The sequence below is a fragment of the Streptacidiphilus sp. MAP12-16 genome, assembly GCF_041262165.1.
GTDB lineage: Bacteria > Actinomycetota > Actinomycetes > Streptomycetales > Streptomycetaceae > Streptacidiphilus.
The window spans coordinates 1-20,814 of the sequence record NZ_JBGCBY010000052.1; the positions used below are offsets into that span (position 1 = coordinate 1).

Consider the following 20,814-nt stretch of genomic DNA (forward strand, 5'->3'; position numbering starts at 1 on the left):
CGTTGGGGACGTTGCGGCGTGGTGAGGGTGGCCTGGAGCGGTTGTTCGCGTCGTTGGGGGAGGTCCAGGTGCGGGGTGTGGGGGTGGACTGGTCGGCGGTGTTCGCCGACCGGGGCGCCCGGCAGGTCGAACTGCCCACCTACGCCTTCCAACGCGAGCACTACTGGCTCGAGGCTGCCGTACCGACGCACGGTGTGGCGCAGGTCGATGAGGTGGACGCACGCTTCTGGCAGGCGGTCGAGCACGAGGACCTAGACGCGTTGGCCGCGACTCTTGATGTCGAGGGTGGCGATGCGTTGGGTGCCGTTTTGCCGATGCTGTCCGCGTGGCGTCGGCAGAGCCGCGAGCAGTCCAAGGTGGACGCCTGGCGCTATCGGGTCAACTGGAAGCCGGTGGGCGAGTCCACTTCCGTGGAACTGTCCGGTACTTGGCTTGTGGCGATTCCAGTTGGCCACTCTGAGGACGTATGGGTCACGGGCTCGGTCTCGGCGCTGACCGGGCGTGGTGCGGACGTGCGGCAGATCGAGGTAGACGCTGCTGGACTCGACCGCGAGGCTCTGGCCGCTCTTCTGCGGGATGTGGCTTCTGATGGTGCGTCTGTTGCGGGCGTGTTGTCGTTGTTGGCGCTGGATGAGGTTGTGGTTCCGGCTGCTGGTGGGGTCAGTGCTGGTGTGGTTGGGACGCTGGCGTTGGTGCAGGCGTTGGGTGATGTGGGTGTGGGTGCTCCGTTGTGGTGTGTGACGCGGGGTGCGGTGTCGACGGGTCGTTCGGATCGCTTGGCGAGTGCGGTGCAGGCGCAGGTGTGGGGTCTGGGTCGGGTGGTGGCTCTGGAGCATCCGGATCGCTGGGGTGGTCTGCTGGACCTGCCCGAAAGCATGGATGAGCGTGCGTTGTCGCGTCTGTTGGGTGTGCTGGCGGGTGCGGGTGGTGAGGACCAGGTGGCGGTGCGGTCTTCGGGTGTGTTCGCGCGTCGGTTGGTGCGTGCGGTGCGGCCGGAGGCGTCGGCTTCCGCGTGGCAGCCTCGTGGGACGGTGCTGGTCACTGGTGGTACGGGTGCGTTGGGTGCGCAGGTGGCGCGTTGGTTGGCGCGTAACGGTGCCGAGCATCTGGTGTTGACGAGTCGTCGTGGGTTGGATGCGCCGGGTGCGGTGGAGTTGCGGGACGAGTTGGTCGCGCTGGGTGCTGAGGTGACGGTGGCGGCGTGTGATGTGGCCGACCGGGATGCCCTGGCGGGGCTGTTGGCGGAGTTCCCGGTGTCGGGTGTGTTCCACACGGCTGGTGTGTTGGACGACGGTGTGGTGGATGGTCTGACGGCGGAGCGGTTTGCGAGGGTGGCGCGGGCGAAGGTGGCAGCGGCGCTGAACCTGCACGAGCTGACTGCGGGGATGGACCTGTCCGCGTTTGTGCTGTTCTCGTCGATGGCGGGCACGGTGGGTAGCGCGGGTCAGGGTAACTATGCGGCGGCGAACGCGTTCCTTGATGCGTTGGCTGAGCAACGTCGTGCCGAGGGTTTGCCGGCTACGTCGATTGCCTGGGGTGCGTGGGCGGATGCGGGGTTGGCGACCGAGGATGTGGTGGTGGCCGAGCGGCTGCGCCGTGACGGTGTGCTGGGCATGGCTCCGGGGCTGGCGATCACAGCTCTGCAGCAGGCCCTGGACCACGACGACAGTGTGCTGACGGTCGCCGACATCGACTGGGACCGCGTGGCGACCGAGACCGTGGCGGTCCGGCGGAGCACGTTGTTCGACGAAATCCCCGAGGCTCGCAAGATCATGGACACCGCACGAGCGGTGTCCGGTGACACCGCGGCCGGCGGGGCCCAGTCGTTGGTGCAGCGTTTGCTTGGGTTGTCGGGGGTGGAGCGGGATCGGGTGGTATTGGACCTGGTGCGGATGCAGGTTGCTGCGGTGCTGGGGTATGCGGGGTCGGAGGCGGTGGAGTCGGGTCGGGCGTTCAAGGAGCTCGGTTTTGATTCGTTGACGGCGGTTGATCTGCGGAACCGGTTGAATGCGGCGACGGGTCTGCGGTTGCCGGCGACGTTGGTGTTCGACTACCCGTCGGCGGCGGCGTTGGCTGAGTATCTGCGGTCCGAGCTGCTGGGTCAGGAGCTTGAGGTCGTGGCGCCGGTTGCGCTTCCGACGGCTCCGGTGGATGACGAGCCGATCGCGATCGTGGCGATGAGCTGCCGGTTCCCCGGCGGCGTCCGCTCCCCGGAGGAGCTGTGGCAGCTGCTCGTATCGGGTGGCGACGCCGTCGCGGAGTTCCCCACGGACCGTGGTTGGGACATCGAGTCGCTGTACCACCCGGACCCGGACCACCAGGGGACCACGTACGCCCGAGAGGGCGGGTTCCTGGAGGACGTCACGCAGTTCGATCCGAACTTCTTCGGGATCTCGCCGCGCGAAGCACTGTCGATGGATCCGCAGCAGCGGCTGTTGCTGGAGACCTCGTGGGAGGTGTTCGAGCGGGCGGGTATCGACCCTGCGACCCTGCGCGGCAGCCAGTCAGGTGTCTTCGTGGGCACCAATGGCCAGGACTACGCCACGCTTCTCGTGGACGGCCTCGAGGGAGTCGAGGGTCATCGTTTGACGGGTACGGCGACGAGTGTGGTGTCGGGGCGGTTGTCGTACACGTTTGGGCTTGAGGGTCCGGCGGTGTCGGTGGATACGGCGTGTTCGGCGTCGTTGGTGGCGTTGCATCTGGCGGTGCAGGCGTTGCGTGCGGGTGAGTGTTCGTTGGCGTTGGCTGGTGGTGTGACGGTGATGTCGACGCCGGACTTGTTTGTGGAGTTCAGTCGGCAGCGTGGGTTGTCGGTGGATGGGCGGTGTAAGGCGTTCGCGGGTGCGGCGGATGGTACGGGGTGGGGTGAGGGTGCGGGGATGCTGCTGGTGGAGCGGCTGTCGGACGCGCGGCGCAATGGGCATCCGGTGTTGGCTGTGGTGCGTGGTAGTGCGGTGAATCAGGATGGTGCGAGTAATGGTCTGACGGCGCCGAATGGTCCGTCGCAGCAGCGGGTGATTCGGCAGGCGTTGGCGTCGGCGGGTTTGTCGGCGGGGCAGGTCGATGCGGTGGAGGCGCATGGGACGGGTACTCGGTTGGGTGATCCGATCGAGGCGCAGGCGCTGCTGGCGACGTATGGCCAGGAGCGGGCTGGGGATCGTCCGCTCCTGTTGGGGTCGGTGAAGTCGAACATCGGGCATACGCAGGCGGCTGCGGGTGTGGCTGGTGTGATCAAGATGGTGATGGCGATGCGGCACGGGGTGTTGCCGCAGACGTTGCATGTGGATGAGCCCACTCCGCAGGTGGACTGGTCGGCGGGTGGTGTGTCGTTGTTGACGCAGGCCACGCCGTGGCCGGAGACCGGCCAGCCCCGCCGCGCAGGCATCTCCGCCTTCGGAATCAGCGGCACCAACGCCCACACCATCATCGAGCAGGCACCCGTGGCCGAGGCAGCGGAGGCTGATGCTGCGGTAACCGTGGCGCCTTCTGCGGTGCCGTGGGTCCTTTCGGCCAAGAACCCTGCGGCGCTGCGGGCACAGGCGCTGGAACTGCAATCATGCATGGAGGAACTGGCGGATCTGTCGTCGGCAGACCTTGGGTTTTCGTTGGCGACGGGTCGGGCGGCGTTGGAGCGTCGTGCGGTGGTTGTGGCTGGTGGACGGGGGGAGTTCCTGCGCGGGTTGGCGGTGCTGGCTGGGGGTGAGTCGGCGGCGAACGTGGTGCAGGGTTCGGTGGTCGAGGGCCGGGTTGCGTTCTTGTTCACCGGGCAGGGTAGTCAGCGTGTGGGCATGGGCCGGGAGCTGTATGAGGCGTTCCCGGTGTTCGCGGATGCGTTTGACGAGGTGTGTGCGCATCTGGATGGCCAGCTGGAGCGTCCGCTGCGCGAGGTGGTGTTTACCGCCGAGGGAATGCTGGACCGGACCGAGTTCACGCAGCCGGCGTTGTTCGCGGTTGAGGTGGCGCTGTTCCGTCTGGTGGAGGCGTGGGGTGTGCGGCCGGACTTCCTGGCCGGGCATTCGATCGGCGAGTTGGCGGCTGCGCATGTGGCCGGGGTGTTGTCGTTGGCTGATGCGGCTGTGCTGGTTGCGGCGCGTGGCCGGTTGATGCAGGCGCTGCCGTCCGGTGGGGCGATGGTGGCGGTGCAGGCCGCCGAGGCTGAGGTGCTGCCGCTGCTGGCGGGCCGCGAGGCCGAGGTGGGCATTGCGGCGGTCAACGGTCCGAACGCCGTCGTGCTCTCCGGTGTCGAGGACGCCGTGCTGGAGGTGGCGGCCCTGCTGGCCGCCGAGGGTCGCAAGACCAAGCGGCTGACCGTCAGCCACGCCTTCCACTCCCCGCTGATGGACGACATGCTGGCGGACTTCCGCCGCATCGCCGAGACCATGTCCTTCGAAGCGCCCCGCATCCCGATCGTCTCCACCCTGACCGGACAGCTCGCCGCAGTAGCCGATCTACGTTCGCCCGAGTACTGGGTGCGCCACGTCCGCGAGGAGGTGCGCTTCTGCGACGCCGTGCAGACGCTGGAGCGCGAGGGCGTCACCACGTTCGTGGAGCTCGGCCCCGATGGCGTACTCAGCGCGATGGGCCAGGACTGCGCTGCCGATGCCGACGCAGTGATATTCGCCCCGGCATTGCGGGGCGAACGTCCCGAGGCCCGCGCTCTGACCACGGCCGTCGCACAGCTGCACGTGCGAGGAGTGGCCGTGGACTGGCAGGCGGTCTTCGCCGGCCAGGGCGCGCAGCGGGTCGACCTGCCCACCTACGCCTTCCAGCGGCAGCGCTACTGGCCGGAGCCGGTGGCCGTCGCCAAGGCAGCGTCCGCCGACGCCTCGGCCCATACGGACTCGACGGACGCCCGCTTCTGGGAGGCCGTGGAGAGCGAGGACCTGGCGGCACTCGCCGCGACTCTGGAGGTCGACGGCACGGACGATGCGCAGTCCCCGCTGAGTGCGCTCGCTCCCATGCTGCCGGTGCTGTCCGCGTGGCGTCGCCAGCGGCGTGAGCAGTCCGTCGTGGACGGCTGGCGGTACCGGGTCACCTGGAAGCCACTGACCGATACGCCGGTCGACGCATCGACCGGAGTGCTGTCCGGCAGCTGGCTGGTGGTCCTTCCGGCCGCCCACGCCGAGAACGCGTGGGTGTCGCGAACAGTCCTGGCGCTCGCCGAGCGCGGTGCCCAGGTCCGGCAGCTCACCGTGGACGCGGCCACGTGCGACCGCGCCCTCCTCGCCGACGCGCTGCGCACCGAGCTCGCCGAGGCCACGGACCTGGGTGGTGTGCTGTCGCTGCTGGCCCTGGACGAGGACCCGCACCCCACGTACCCCGCGCTCTCGGCCGGACTCGCCGCGACCTCGCTGCTCGCCCAGGCACTGGGCGACGCGGCCGTCGGCGCCCCGCTGTGGTGCGCGACCCGTGGTGCGGTCGCCACGGGGACATCCGACCCGCTTGTCGGCGCGGTGCAGGCCCAGGTGTGGGGTCTGGGCCGGGTGGTGGCCCTGGAGCACCCGGAGCGATGGGGCGGTCTGGTCGACCTGCCTGAGAGGGTGGACGAGAGGGCGCTGTCGCGTCTGGTGGGAGTGCTCGCCGGTGCGGGCGACGAGGACCAGGTCGCGGTGCGGCCGTCCGGGGTCCTGGGCCGCCGACTGGTACGGGCTCCCAGGCCGGAGGGATCCCTCGCGGCATGGAAGCCGCGAGGAACGGTCCTGGTCACGGGCGGCACCGGCGCGCTGGGCGCGGAGGTGGCCCGCTGGCTGGCCCGCAACGGTGCCGCGCACCTGGTGCTCGTCGGCCGCCGGGGGGCCGACGCCCCCGGCGCGGTCGAACTCGAGGAAGAACTGACCGAGTTGGGTGCCGAGGTCACCCTCGAAGCCTGTGACGTGTCCGATCGCGCGGCGGTGGAGGCGCTCGTGAAGCGGCTGTCGGCCGACGGGACGCCGCTGCGAGCGGTGGTGCATGCGGCGGGTGTCACGCAGGACACGGCGCTGATGGACAGCGACCTGGCCGAGCTGTCCGGGGTCGTCGACGCCAAGGTCTCCGGCGCGGTCCACCTGGACGCGGTGCTCGGCGACTCCGAACTGGACGCCTTCGTGATGTTCTCCTCAATCGCCGGCGTGTGGGGCAGCGGTGGTCAGAGCGGCTACGCGGCAGCGAACGCCTTCCTGGACGCCCTGGCGGAGCGACGCCGCGCGGCCGGCCTGCCGGCAACCTCGGTGGCCTGGGGCCCGTGGGGCGAGATCGGGATGGCGGCGGCCGACGGCGCAGCCGAGCAGTTGCGTCGGCGCGGCCTGCGGGTGATGTCACCGGAACTGACGATCAGGGCTCTCCAGCAGGCGCTGGACCACCAGGAGGCGACGCTGACCGTCGCCGACATGGACTGGGCATTGTTCGCACCGGCGTTCACCGCCGCCCGCCCGCGCCCGCTGATCGGCGACGTCCCCGAAGCCCACGAGGCACTGGAGGGGGCGACGGCCGGTACGGACAGCGTGGCCGAGGACGAGTCGGCGGCCTTCCAGGAGCGGCTGCGCGGGCTCCCGGCCGCCGACCGGGAGCGTGCGCTGCTCGACCTGGTGCGGACGGAGGTCGCCGCGGTCCTGGGGTACGCCGGAGCCGGGGCGGTCGAAGCGGGCCGGGCGTTCAACGAGTTGGGCTTCGACTCGCTGACCGCCGTCGAGCTCCGCAACCGGCTGAACGCGGCCACCGGGCTCCGTCTGCCGACGAGCCTGGTCTTCGACTATCCCAACCCCGTGGCCCTGGCCGATCACCTGCGATCGGAGATCGTCGGTGACGGCCCCGCAGACGTCGTGCCCGTGCTCGCGGAGCTCGACGCCCTGGAACACGCCCTCTCCGCCAAGTCTCCCGACGCTGACGAACGTGCCCGCGTCACTTCTCGACTCCAGGCACTCCTGTCGAAGTGGAATGCGGCCGACGACGATGCGGACAGCGCTGCTGACAGCGAATTGGACGATGCGTCGGCGGACGACCTCTTCGACATCATCAACAAGGAATTCGGCAGGTCCTGAGTTGACGACCGTACTCGTTCCGGCCTCTCCGAAGGTGGCGCTCTGATGGCAGACGAAAAGAAGCTCCTCGATCACCTCAAGTGGATGACCGCAGAGCTGCGCCGGGCCAACCGCCGTCTGCGCGAGGTGGAGGCGGCAGAGGAGGAGCCGATCGCGATCGTGGCGATGAGCTGCCGACTCCCCGGCGGCGTGCAGTCGCCGGAGGACCTGTGGCAGCTGGTGGTCTCCGGCGGTGACGCCATCTCACCCTTCCCGACCGACCGCGGCTGGGACGTCGAGGGCCTGTACGACGCGGACCCCGACCGCCAGGGCACCTTCTACGCACGCGGCGGCGGGTTTCTCCACGAAGCCCCGCAGTTCGACCCCGAGTTCTTCGGGATCTCGCCGCGCGAGGCCCTGGCCATGGATCCGCAGCAGCGCCTGCTGCTCGAAACCACCTGGGAGGTGTTCGAGCGGGCCGGCATCGATCCGGCGTCGCTGCGCGGCAGCCGCACGGGCGTGTATGTCGGCGCCGGCTACCAGGGTTACGGCTCGGACCTGAAGGAGGTGCCGGAGGGCGTCGAGGGACGCCTGCTGACCGGCAACGCGACCAGCGTGCTGTCCGGGCGCATCGCCTACACCCTCGGACTCGAAGGTCCAGCCGCCACCGTGGACACCGCCTGCTCGTCCTCGCTGGTCGCCCTGCACTGGGCGTGCCAGGCGCTGCGCAAGGGCGACTGCTCACAGGCGCTGGTCGGCGGCGTGACGGTGATGGCCACCCCTGACGTGTTCGTCGAGTTCAGCCGGCAGCGCGGTCTCGCGGCCGACGGCCGGTGCAAGTCGTTCGCGGCGGCAGCGGACGGAACCGGATGGTCCGAGGGCGTCGGCATGCTGCTGGTGGAGCGGCTCTCGGACGCACAGCGCAACGGGCACCCGGTGCTCGCGGTGGTGCGCGGCAGCGCCGTGAACCAGGATGGTGCGAGCAACGGCCTCACCGCTCCCAACGGCCCGGCGCAGCAGCGCGTCATCCGGCAGGCACTGGCCGATGCGCGCTTGAACGCCGACCAGGTGGACGCAGTCGAGGCGCACGGCACGGGTACGACGCTGGGCGATCCGATCGAGGCGCAGGCGCTGCTGGCCACCTACGGTCGGGAACACCCGGCGGACCGCCCGCTGTGGCTGGGCTCGCTGAAGTCCAACATCGGCCACACCCAGGCCGCCGCCGGTGTCGCCGGGATCATCAAGATGGTGATGGCGATGCGGCACGGCGTGCTGCCGCCGACCCTGCACGTCGACGAGCCGACCCCGCACGTGGACTGGTCGGCGGGCGCCGTGTCGCTGCTGACCGCGGCGACGCCCTGGCCGGAGACCGGGCAACCGCGCCGGGCGGCGGTGTCCTCCTTCGGCGTGAGCGGCACCAACGCCCACACCATCCTGGAACAGGCTGCCGCCCCGTTGGAGGAGGCCGTGGCACAGGACGCTCCGGACACCGACCACGCGTCGACCCACCAGGCCCCCGAGCTGGCCGTGCGGGTGGAGGCTGGCCTCACCCCGTGGATTCTCTCCGCCAAGGGCACCGAGGCGCTGCGGGCGCAGGCAGGAAGACTACTCCAACACCTGGCGACCGACCCGGGGTTCAACCCTGTCGACGTCGGCTACTCCTTGGCGACGACGCGCTCAGCCCTCCCGGATCGCGCGGTGCTCGTCGCAACGGAACGTGACGAATTCCGGCGGGGACTGCACGCGCTGGCATCGGGCGAGTCCACGACCCCACAGCTCCAGGGCTCCGCCACCGAGGGCCAGGTCGCCTTCCTCTTCACCGGGCAGGGCAGCCAGCGGATCGGCATGGGACGGGAGTTGTATGCGGCGTTCCCCGTGTTCGCCTCAGCCCTGGACGACGTCTGCGCACACCTGGACAAGCACCTGGACCGACCTCTTCTCGACGTGCTCTTTGCGGCGGAGAGTACGGCGGATGCGGAGCTGCTCGACCGGACCGCGTATACGCAGCCGGCGCTCTTCGCTGTTGAGGTGGCTCTGTACCGCCTGCTGGAGGCATGGGGCCTGCGTCCCGACGTCCTGGCCGGGCATTCCATCGGCGAGCTGGCCGCCGCACACGCAGCGGGTGTGCTGTCGCTTGCGGACGCGTCCGTGCTGGTGGCGGCCCGCGGCCAACTGATGCAACAACTGCCTTCCGGCGGAGCCATGGTAGCGGTGCAGGCGGCGGAGGCCGAGGTGGTGCCGCTGCTGGCGGGCCGCGAGGCCGAGGCGGGTATCGCCGCCGTCAACGGCCCCATGGCCACGGTGATCGCCGGGGACGAAGCCGCGGTACTCGACATCGCCGCGCAGCTGACAGCACTAGGCGTCAAGACGAAGCGGCTGAATGTCAGCCATGCGTTTCACTCCCCGCACATGGACGGGATGCTTGCCGACTTCCGCGAGGTCGTCGCGGGCCTGACCTTCGACGCGCCTCGAATCCCGATCGTCTCCACGCTGACCGGCGAACTCGCCTCCGCAGAGGAGCTCTGCTCGCCCGAGTACTGGGTGCGACATGTCCGCGACGCCGTCCGCTTCCTGGACGCGATGCGGACGCTGGAAGCCCAGGGCGTCACCCTTTTCGTCGAACTGGGCCCGGACGGGGTGCTCAGCGCGATGGGCCACGACTGCCTCGTCGCGACGCAATCTGCTGCCTTGGTGCCGGCACTGCGGAGGGGCTCGCCCGAGGCCCAGACCCTGACCACCGCCGTCGCGCAGGCGTATGTGCGCGGCGCAGGCCTGGACTGGGCGGCTGTCTTCGCCGGGCGTGGCGGCCGCCGCGTCGAACTGCCGACCTACGCCTTCCAGCGCGAGCGGTACTGGCTGGAGTCGGGTGGGTCCTCGGCGGCAGTCGAGGTTGCACCGAACGCAACGGACGCCCGTTTCTGGGAGGTCGTCGAAAGTGGTGACCTGGAGGCGCTGTCCTCGGTTCTGGATCTGGACGGTGACCAGCCGCTGAGTTCGGTGCTGCCGGCTCTGTCGGCGTGGCGTCGGCAGAGCCGCGAGCAGTCCACGGTGGACGGCTGGCGCTACCGCGTCAGCTGGAAGCCGATGAGCGATCTCGCGACCGGTGTACCTTCCGGGACTTGGCTGGTCGTGATTCCGGCGGGGCATGCCGCGGACCCTTGGGTGATGGACAGTGTCGCGGCATTGGCCGGGCATGGCGCGGAAGTCCGTCAGATCGAGCTGGCGGGCGCCGGCGTCCACCGCGAGGCTGCGGTCGAGGTCCTGCGGGACAGCATCACTGACGGCAGGCCCATTACTGGCGTGCTGTCCCTGCTGGCACTGGACGAGGACCCGCACCCCCTGCATTCGACGGTGCCGGCCGGGCTTGCCGCGACGGCGGTGCTCACCCAGGCGTTGGGTGATGCCGGGGTGCTGGCTCCGTTGTGGTGTGTGACGCGGGGTGCGGTGTCGACGGGTCGTTCGGAGCGCTTGGCGAGTGCGGTGCAGGCGCAGGTGTGGGGTCTGGGTCGGGTGGCCGCTTTGGAGCATCCGGAACGTTGGGGTGGTCTGCTGGACCTGCCCGAGGCGCTGGATGAGCGGGCGCTGTCGCGCCTTCTGGGTGTCCTGGCGGGTGCTGGTGGTGTTGAGGACCAGGTCGCGGTGCGGTCTTCGGGTGTGTTCGCGCGTCGGCTGGTGCGTGCCGCCGGGCCGGAGACCCCGGGCGCGGTGTGGCGGGCGAGTGGGACGGTGCTGGTCACCGGTGGTACGGGTGCGTTGGGTGCGCAGGTGGCGCGCTGGCTGGCGCGTAACGGTGCCGAGCACCTGGTGTTGACGAGTCGTCGTGGGTTGGATGCGCCGGGTGCCGTGGAGTTGCGGGACGAGTTGGTCGCGCTGGGTGCTGAGGTGACGGTGGCGGCGTGCGATGTGGCCGACCGGGATGCCCTCGCGGGGCTGTTGGCGGAGTTCCCGGTGTCGGGTGTGTTCCACACGGCCGGCGTGCTGGACGACGGCGTGGTGGACGGTCTGACGCCGGAGCGGTTCGAGCGGGTGGCGTCTGCGAAGGTGGGAGGGGCGCGGAACCTGCACGAGCTCACCTCCGCTCTGCACCTCACCGCATTCGTCCTGTTCTCCTCCACCGCCGGCACGATCGGCAGCGCGGGTCAGGGTAACTACGCTGCGGCCAACGCGTTCCTCGATGCGCTGGCCGAGCAGCGTCGTGCCGACGGACTGACAGCGACGTCCATCGCCTGGGGCCCCTGGGGCCAAGGCGGAATGGCCGCTGACGGGGTCGTCGAACAGCGCCTGCGGCGCGACGGCGTCCCACCGATGGCCCCGGAGCTCGCGATCACCGCCCTCCAGCAAGCGCTCGATCGCGGTGACGCCGGACTCCTGGCGGTTGCTGACATCGCCTGGGACCGGCTGCTCGCCGGCTCCGGTACGTCGGACCGCAGCACGCTGTTCAACGAGATTCCCGAGGCTCGGGAGGCCCTGGCGACCACCGGGACGACTGCCGGTGACGAGTCGGCCCAACGGAGCTCGCTGGCCCAGCAGTTGGCGGGAATGTCGGAGACCGAGCGTGAAGGCGCGCTGCTCGAACTGGTCCGCACGCAGGTCGCCGCCGTCCTGGGCTACGGCGGACCCGACGCGGTGGACCCGGGCCGGGCCTTCAGGGAACTGGGATTCGACTCGCTCACCGCCGTCGAGCTGCGGAACCGGCTGAATGCCGCCGCCGGGTTGAACCTTCCGACCACCCTGGTCTTCGACTATCCGACGTCGGCCGCCCTGTCCCAGTATCTTCGGACAGAGGTCTTCGGCGAGGGAACGACCGTCCTCACGCCCGCGCCGACATCCGCGGCGGACGACGAGCCGATCGCGATCGTGGCGATGAGCTGCCGGTTCCCCGGCGGCGTACGCTCACCCGAGGAGCTGTGGGAACTGCTAGCGGCCGGTGGCGACGCCATCGCGGACTTCCCGACCGACCGTGGCTGGGATCTCGCGTCGCTGTACGACGCGGACCCCGACCACACGGGCACGAGCTATGCCAGGGAAGGCGGTTTCCTCTCAGCCGCCGCCGATTTCGACCCCGTCTTCTTCGGGATCAGCCCGCGTGAGGCGCTGGCGATGGATCCGCAGCAGCGGTTGCTGCTGGAGACCTCGTGGGAGGCGTTCGAGCGGGCCGGGATCGACCCGGCCACCGTGCGCGGCAGCCAGGCGGGGGTGTTCGTCGGTACCAACGGGCAGGACTACCTCGCCTTCGCGGCGAACTCGCCGGAGGAACTGGAGGGCCAGCTGGGCACTGGCACCGCGGCGAGTGTCGTGTCGGGGCGACTGTCCTACACCTTCGATCTGGAGGGCCCGGCCGTCACGGTCGACACCGCATGCTCCTCCTCGCTGGTTGCGCTGCACCTGGCCGTGCAGGCGCTGCGATCGGGAGAGTGCACGCTCGCCTTGGTCGGCGGCGTGACGATCATGTCCACCCCGGGGGCCTTCGTCGAGTTCAGTCGGCAGCGCGGCCTGGCTTCCGACGGCCGCTGCAAGCCGTTCGCTGACGCGGCCGACGGCACGGGCTGGGGTGAGGGAGTCGGGATGCTGCTGGTGGAGCGACTCTCGGACGCTCGCCGCAATGGGCATCCGGTGCTCGCGGTGGTGCGTGGGAGTGCGGTCAACCAGGACGGTGCGAGCAACGGTCTGACGGCGCCGAACGGTCCGTCGCAGCAGCGGGTGATCCGGCAGGCCCTGGCCAACGCCCGGCTGACGGCGGATCAGGTCGATGCGGTCGAGGCGCACGGCACCGGGACCTCCCTGGGCGACCCGATCGAAGCCCAGGCCCTCCTGGCCACCTACGGCCAGAACCGGCCCGAGGACCGGCCCCTGCTGCTTGGCTCGGTGAAGTCCAACATCGGGCACACCCAGGCCGCGGCCGGCGTCGCAGGCGTGATCAAGATGGTGCTGGCCATGCAACACGGCGTGCTGCCGCAGAGCCTGCACATTGACGCACCGTCCGCTCAGGTGGACTGGTCGAGCGGTGCGATCTCGCTGCTCGCCGAGGCCGAGGCGTGGCCGGAGACCGGTCGCCCCCGCCGGGCGGCAGTGTCGTCGTTCGGCATGAGTGGAACGAACGCCCATGCCGTCCTGGAACAGGCCCCTGCTGTTGATGTGGCCGATGCTCCGGCGGAGCCTGCCATGCTGACGGCCCCGGTGCTGCCGATGATCGTGTCGGCGCGGAGCGAGGAGGCACTGAAGGCCCAGGCGGAGCGGCTGCGCGCGCAGCTGAGCGCCGCGCCCGGGATCGGGCTGCTCGATATGGCGTACTCGCTGGCGACCAGTCGGTCTGCGCTGGAGCATCGTGCGGTAGTGGTGGCCGCTGACAATGAGGGGTTGCTGCGGGGATTGCAGGGGTTGGCCTCAGGTGGCTCCGATGCAACTGTGGTCCGGGGCTCTGCCGCAGGCGGCAGGGTCGCGTTCCTGTTCACCGGGCAGGGCAGTCAGCGGCAGGGCATGGGAGCTGAGTTGTACAAGACGTACCCGGTCTTCGCCGAGGCTCTCGACGCGGTGTGCGCGGAGCTGGACGAGCACCTGGACCGTCCGTTGCAGGAGGTGTTGTTCGCGGTAGATCGTTCGCCCGCCGACGGATTGCTGGACCGGACGGTCTACACGCAGCCGGCGTTGTTCGCGGTCGAGGTGGCGCTGTTCCGCCTGTTGGAGGCGTGGGGGCTTCGTCCGGACGTCCTGGCGGGGCACTCGATCGGTGAGCTGGCCGCTGCGCACGTCGCAGGTGTGATGTCACTTGCAGACGCGGCCGCTCTGGTTACGGCCCGTGGCCGGTTGATGCAGGCGCTGCCGACTGCCGGCGCGATGGTCGCACTTGAGGCGTCGGAGGCTGAGGTGCTGCCGCTGCTGACCGGCCGCGAGGCGGAGGTGAGCATCGCTGCCGTCAACGGACCGTCGTCGGTGGTCATCGCCGGTGACGAGTCCGCCGTCCTGGAGGTTGCCGCGAAGCTCGCAGGCGAGGGCCGCAGGACGAAGCAGTTGACCGTCAGTCACGCCTTTCACTCGCCGCTCATGGACGGCATGCTGGCCGAGTTCCGCCAGGTCGTTGAGGGGTTGTCGTTCGAGGCGCCGCGTATCCCGATCGTCTCGACGATGACGGGTGGGGTCGCGACCGCTGAGGAGATGTGTTCGGCGGAGTACTGGGTGCGCCACGCCCGCCAGGCCGTCCGGTTCCTGGATGGAATGCGCACTCTGGAGGGCCAGGGGGTCACCACCTACATAGAGCTGGGGCCCGACGGGGTCCTGAGCGCGATGGGTCAGGACTGCGTGGTCGACCCTGATGTGGCCGTGTTCGCCCCCGTCCTGCGTGCAGGCCGGTCCGAGGTCCTGGCGCTGACGACGGCCATCGCGCGGGCGCACGTCCGTGGCGTGGCGATGGAGTGGTCGGCCATGTTCGCCGGCCTGGGCGCGCAGCGGGTCGACCTGCCCACCTACGCCTTCCAACGCCAGCGGTACTGGCCCAAGGCGCCGGTGGCCGCTCCGGCCGGTGGGTCCACCGCGTCGGACGCGGTGGACGCCCAGTTCTGGGACGTGGTGGAGCGTGAGGACTTCGAGGCGCTGACCGCGACGTTGAACGTCGACAGTGACCAGTCGCTCCGTTCAGCGCTGCCGGCGTTGTCGGCGTGGCGTCGGCGGGGTCGTGAGCTGTCGAGGGTGGATGGTTGGCGGTACCGGGTTGAGTGGAAGCGGGTTGGTGAGGCGGCGTCGGGTGCGGTTTCTGGGATGTGGCTGGTGGTGGTTCCGGCCGGATTCTCGGGGGACGTTGCGGTGTCGGGCGTCGTGCGGGCGTTGGCGGGGTGCGGGGTCGAGGTTCGTCAGGTTGAGGTTGGCGGGGCGGGTGTGGAGCGCGCTGGGTTTGCCGAGCGTGTGATGGACGTGGTGGGTGTCGACTCGGTGGCGGGTGTGTTGTCGCTGGTGGCTCTTGATGAGGGTCCTTGTGGTGAGGGTTCGGTGGTGGCGGCGGGTCTGGCGTCGACGGTGGTGTTGGTGCAGGCGTTGGGTGATGCCGGGGTGCTGGCTCCGTTGTGGTGTGTGACGCGGGGTGCGGTGTCGACGGGTCGTTCGGAGCGGCTGGTCAGTGCGGTGCAGGCGAAGGTGTGGGGTCTGGGTCGGGTGGCCGCTCTGGAGCTTCCGGAGCGCTGGGGTGGTCTGGTCGATCTGCCCGAGGTGGTCGACGGGCGTACGTGGTCGCGTCTGTTGGGTGTGCTGGCGGGTGGTACTGGCGGTGAGGACCAGGTGGCGGTGCGGTCCTCGGGTGTGTTCGCGCGTCGGTTGGTGCGTGCCGCGGGGACGGAGGCGCCGGGTGCGATGTGGCAGCCGCGTGGGACGGTGCTGATTACTGGTGGTACGGGTGCGTTGGGTGGGCAGGTGGCGCGCTGGTTGGCGCGTAACGGTGCCGAGCATCTGGTGTTGACGAGTCGTCGTGGGCTGGATGCGCCCGGTGCCGCGGAGTTGCGGGACGAGCTGGTCGCCTTGGGCGCTGAAGTCACGGTGACGGCCTGTGATGTGGCGGACCGGGAGGCGCTCGCAGGCGTGCTGGAGTCGGTGCCGGTGGCGTTCCCGTTGACGGGTGTGGTGCATGCGGCGGGTGCGCTTGCCGATGTCGCGCTGATGCACAGCAACCAGGCTGACCTGGCCGCTGTTGTCGAGGCGAAGGTGTCTGGGGCGGTGCATCTGGATGCGCTGCTGGAGGGTGTCGATCTTGATGCCTTCGTCGCGTTCTCGTCGATTGCCGGTGTGTGGGGCAGTGGTGGGCAGGCGGGATACGCGGCGGCGAACGCGTTCCTGGATGCGTTGGTGGAGGGGCGTCGTTCGCGTGGTCTGGTGGGGACGTCGGTGGCGTGGGGGCCGTGGGCCGAGAGCGGTATGGCTGCCGGCGAGGGTGCTGCGGAGCATCTGCGGCGGCACGGCTTGCTGGTGATGGCGCCGGGTCTGGCGTTGCTGGGCTTGCAGCGGGCGCTGGAGTGCGGTGAGGCCACGTCGGTGGTCGCCGATGTCGACTGGGAGCAGTTCGCGCCCGCCTTCGCCGCGCTTCGTCCTCGGCCGCTGATCGGGGATCTGCCCGAGGTGCAGCGGGCGCTGGAGGCCGGTCGGGCCGCCGTCGTGGCGACCGGCGAGTCGGCCGGTATGCGTGCCGAGCTGGCCGGGCTGGCCGGGGCTGATCGGGACCGGGTGCTGCTGGAGCTCGTACGCGGTCAGGTGGCTGCGGTGCTGGGCTATCCCGGAGCGCAGTCGGTGGAACCCGGCCGGGCCTTCCGGGAGCTCGGCTTCGATTCACTGACCGCCGTCGAACTGCGCAACCAGCTCAACAAGGCGACGGGTCTCGCGCTGCCCGCCACGGTGGTCTTCGACTACCCCACGCCTGCCGCACTCGCCGAGCACCTCCGGGACGACCTGTTCCCGGACGGCGCACGTGGGGAGGCTCTTGACCCCCAGGAGGTGGAGTTGCGGCACGCGCTGGCGTCCATTCCGCTCGCCAGGTTCAGGGAGATGGGACTCCTGGAGACCCTGCTGCAGCTTGCCGACTCCCGCGAAGACGCCTCAACCCTGAGCCGCGGCGATGAGATGCACCTCATCGACACGATGGACGTGGCAAGCCTTATCAACATCGCCCTCGACAGCAACGAATCCTGACACGCCCGAAGTGTGGAGCTCATGATGACCACGTCCAACGAAAAAATCGTTGAAGCGCTGCGGGCGTCCCTCAAGGAGACGGACCGCTTGCGCCGGCAGAACCAGCAGCTCATCGCGGGTTCGCGGGAGCCGATAGCGATCGTGGCGATGAGTTGCCGGTTCCCCGGCGGAGTGCAGTCACCTGAGGCGCTGTGGCAGCTGGTGGCCGACTCCGGCGACGCCATCTCCGATTTCCCTACCGACCGAGGCTGGGACGTTGCGGGCCTGTACGACGCGGACCCTGACCGGCAGGGGACGTTCTACGCGCGCGGTGGAGGCTTTCTCCACGATGCTGCCCAGTTCGATCCCGGGTTCTTCGGGATCTCGCCGCGTGAGGCGCTGGCAATGGATCCGCAGCAGCGGCTGCTGCTGGAGACCACGTGGGAGGTCTTCGAGCGCGCCGGCATCGACCCGGAGTCGGTGCGCGGCAGCCAGGTCGGGGTGTTCGTCGGCGCCTCCTCACAGGGGTACAGCTCAGTCACGGACGAGCTGCCGGAGGGCGTCGAGGGTTATCTGCTGACGGGCAACGCGGCCAGTGTGGTGTCCGGCCGTCTGTCCTACACGTTCGGCTTCGAGGGGCCCGCGGTCACGGTCGACACGGCCTGCTCCAGCTCGCTCGTCGCGCTCCACCTCGCGGTGCAGGCACTGCGGCAGGGAGAGTGCTCCCTCGCTCTGGCGGGCGGTGCGACGGTGCTGGCGACCCCTGACGTGTTCGTTGAGTTCAGCCGCCAGCACGGCCTGGCCGCCGACGGGCGCTGCAAGGCGTTCTCGGCGGACGCGGACGGCACCGGCTGGTCCGAGGGCGTCGGGATGCTGCTGGTGGAGCGGTTGTCGGATGCCCGCCGCAATGGACATCCGGTGCTGGCAGTGGTCCGCGGCTCTGCCGTGAACCAGGACGGCGCGAGCAACGGCCTCACCGCCCCGAACGGTCCGTCCCAGCAGCGCGTCATCCGGCAGGCCCTCGCCAGCGCGCGGTTGGACGCCGACCAGGTGGACGTCGTGGAGGCGCACGGTACGGGCACCAAGCTGGGCGACCCGATCGAGGCGCAGGCGCTCCTGGCCACTTACGGGCAGGAGCGTGAAGGGGCGGCGCCGCTGTGGTTGGGGTCGGTGAAGTCGAACATCGGTCACACGCAGGCGGCTGCCGGTGTGGCTGGTGTGATCAAGATGGTGATGGCGATGCGGCACGGGGTGCTGCCGCCGACCCTGCATGCTGACCAGCCGTCTGCGGAGGTGGACTGGTCGGCGGGCTCTGTCGAACTGCTGACCGAGGCACGGCCCTGGCCGGAGACCGGTGGCCCGCGCCGAGCCGGTGTCTCGGCCTTCGGCGTCAGCGGCACAAACGCGCATACGATCCTGGAGCAGGCGCCAGCGGCCGAGTCCCCGGATGCGATTGACGGGACGGCTGTAAGGCCTTCGGTAGTGCCGTGGGTTCTGTCGGCGAAGAGCGACGAAGCCCTGCGGGCGCAGGCGGGACGGTTGGTGTCGCTCGTTGAGAGACGGTCTGATCTGTCGTCGGCGGACGTGGGGTTTTCGTTGGCGACGGGTCGGGCGGCGTTGGACCGTCGTGCGGTGGTCGTCGGTGACGGACGGGACGATTTCCTGCGGGGGCTGGCGGCGCTGGCTGCGGGTGAGCCGGGAGCAAACCTGGTTCAGGGGTCGGTGACTGAGGGAAGGAGCGCCTTCCTCTTCACGGGTCAGGGGAGTCAGCGTCCTCGCATGGCCCTGGAGTTGTACGAGGCCTTCCCGGTGTTCGCGGATGCGTTTGATGAGGTGTGCGCTCATCTGGATGGCCATCTGGAGCGTCCGCTACGCGAGGTGGTGTTTGCCGCCGACGGGCTGTTGGACCAGACGGCCTATACCCAGCCGGCGTTGTTCGCGGTCGAGGTGGCGCTGTTCCGTCTGCTGGAGGCGTGGGGTGTGCGGCCGGATTTCCTGGCCGGGCATTCGATCGGCGAGTTGGCGGCTGCGCATGTGGCCGGGGTGTTGTCGCTGGCGGACGCGGCTGTGCTGGTTGCGGCGCGTGGCCGGTTGATGCAGGCGCTGCCGTCCGATGGGGCGATGGTGGCGGTGCAGGCCGCCGAGGCGGAGGTGCTGCCGCTGCTCGCGGGCCGTACGGCCGAGGTGGGCATCGCGGCGGTCAACGGGCCTTCGTCGGTGGTGATTTCCGGCGTCGAGGACGTCGTGCTGGAGGTGGCGGCCCTGTTGGCTGCCGGGGGTCACAAGACGAAGCGACTGGCCGTCAGTCATGCATTTCACTCTCCGCTGATGGAAGGGATGTTGGCCGACTTCGGTCAGGTCCTGGAGGGGCTGGAGTTCCATGTCCCGCGCATTCCGATTGTCTCGACGCTGACGGGTGGGGTAGCGACGGCCGAGGAGTTGTGCTCGCCTGAGTACTGGGTGCGGCATGTCCGTGAAGCGGTGCGGTTCTGCGACGCTGTGCAGACGTTGGAGTCTCAGGGGGTCACCACGTTCGTTGAGCTCGGTCCCGACGGGGTGCTGAGTGCGATGGGTCAGGACTGTGTGGTCGACGGCGACGCGGCTGTCTTCGCTCCGGTGCTGCGTGGTGAGCGTCCCGAGGTTCAGGTCCTGACGACCGCGCTGGCGACCCTCCACGTGCGGGGTGTGACGGTGGACTGGCAGGCGGTCTTCGCCGGCCAGGGCGCACGCCGGGTCGACCTGCCGACTTACGCCTTCCAGCGCCAGCGCTACTGGCTCGAAGGCGGTATCTCCGTCGGCGATGTCGCTTCGGTTGGTCTGGGTGCGGCTGGTCATCCGTTGCTGGGTGCGTGTGTGGAGTTGCCGGATTCGGACGGGGTGGTGTTTACGGGTCGGTTGTCGGTGCGGACGCATCCGTGGTTGGCCGATCATGTGGTGATGGGTGCGGTTCTGTTGCCGGGGACTGCGTTTGTGGAGTTGGCGGTTCGGGCGGGTGACGAGGTCGGTTGCGGTGTGTTGGAGGAGCTGCTGATCGAGGCGCCGTTGGTGCTGCCTGAGCAGGGTGGGGTTCAGCTGCGGCTTGCGTTGGCTGGGCCGGATGGTTCGGGTCGCCGCGGGTTGAGTCTGCATTCGCGGCTTGAGGATGTGGCGGGTGAGGAGCCGTGGACGCGGCATGCCACGGGTGTGCTGGCTACTGGTGCTGATCCGGTGTCGTTTGAGCTGTCGGAGTGGCCTCCGGTTGGTGCGGTGGTGGTTGAGGTCGGGGACCTCTATGAGCGCCTCGCCGGGGCCGGGTTCGGTTATGGTCCGGTGTTCCAGGGTCTGCGCGCGGCCTGGCGCAAGGGCGATGAGGTATTCGCGGAAGTTGCGCTTCCGGAGCTCGCGCGGGAGACAGCTGCCGCCTTCGGCCTTCACCCAGCCCTGCTCGACGCCGCTCTGCACGCGGTCGGCATCGGCAGCCTGCTGGAGGACACGGGCGGCGGGCGGCTTCCGTTCTCGTGGAACGGCGTGACGCTACACGCCTCGGGTGCTACGAAATTGCGCGTGCGGATGTCGCGTACCGGGCCGGACGCGGTGTCGCTGGTGCTGGCGGACGAGTCCGGGCAGCCGGTTGCGTCGGTTGACTCGCTGACGTTGCGTGCGGTGTCGGAGGAGCAGGTTCGGGCGGCGCGCGGTGGGTTTGTGGAGTCGTTGTTCCGGGTGGAGTGGTCGGCGTTGCCGGTGTTGGCTGCACCGGCGGGTCGTTGGGCTGTGCTGGGTTCAGATGCCCTGGGTGTGGTGGGCTCCGGGGCTGAGGCGTTCGCGGATCTGGCTGCGCTTGGCGCTGCCGTGGACGGTGGTGCTGCGGTTCCCGACGCGGTGATCGTTTCCTTGGTGCCAGGCAAGGCGACTGATGGTGTCGCTGGTGCGGTGCGTTCGGCGTTGCGTGGTGTGTTGGGTGTGGTGCAGGGGTGGTTGGCGGATGAGCGGTTTGCCGGGTCGCGTTTGGTGTTGGTGACGCGTGGGGCGGTTGCTGCTGGGTCTGCGGGTGTTGACGATCTGGCAGATGCGCCGGTGTGGGGTTTGGTGCGGTCCGCGCAGGCGGAGAATCCTGACCGGTTTGTGCTGGTGGATGTGGATGGTGGGGACTTCTCGCGGGAGGCGCTGTCGGCGGCTTTGGTTGCGGGCGAGCCGGAGT

General features: G+C 69.7%; 3 protein-coding genes. All 3 read left to right on the forward strand.

What is annotated here, in order from left to right:
* Nucleotides 1-7,016, forward strand: a 7,016-nt coding sequence (locus ABIA33_RS37025) for a type I polyketide synthase (protein WP_370088418.1), incomplete at its 5' end; no start/stop codon positions are given.
* A gap of 42 nt (nt 7,017-7,058) precedes the next feature.
* Nucleotides 7,059-16,658, forward strand: a complete 9,600-nt coding sequence (locus ABIA33_RS37030; protein WP_370088422.1) for a type I polyketide synthase — start codon at nt 7,059-7,061, stop codon at nt 16,656-16,658.
* A 12-nt stretch (nt 16,659-16,670) separates the two neighbouring features.
* A partial coding sequence (locus tag ABIA33_RS37035; RefSeq protein WP_370088420.1) for a type I polyketide synthase occupies nt 16,671-20,814 on the forward strand: 4,144 nt, incomplete at its 3' end.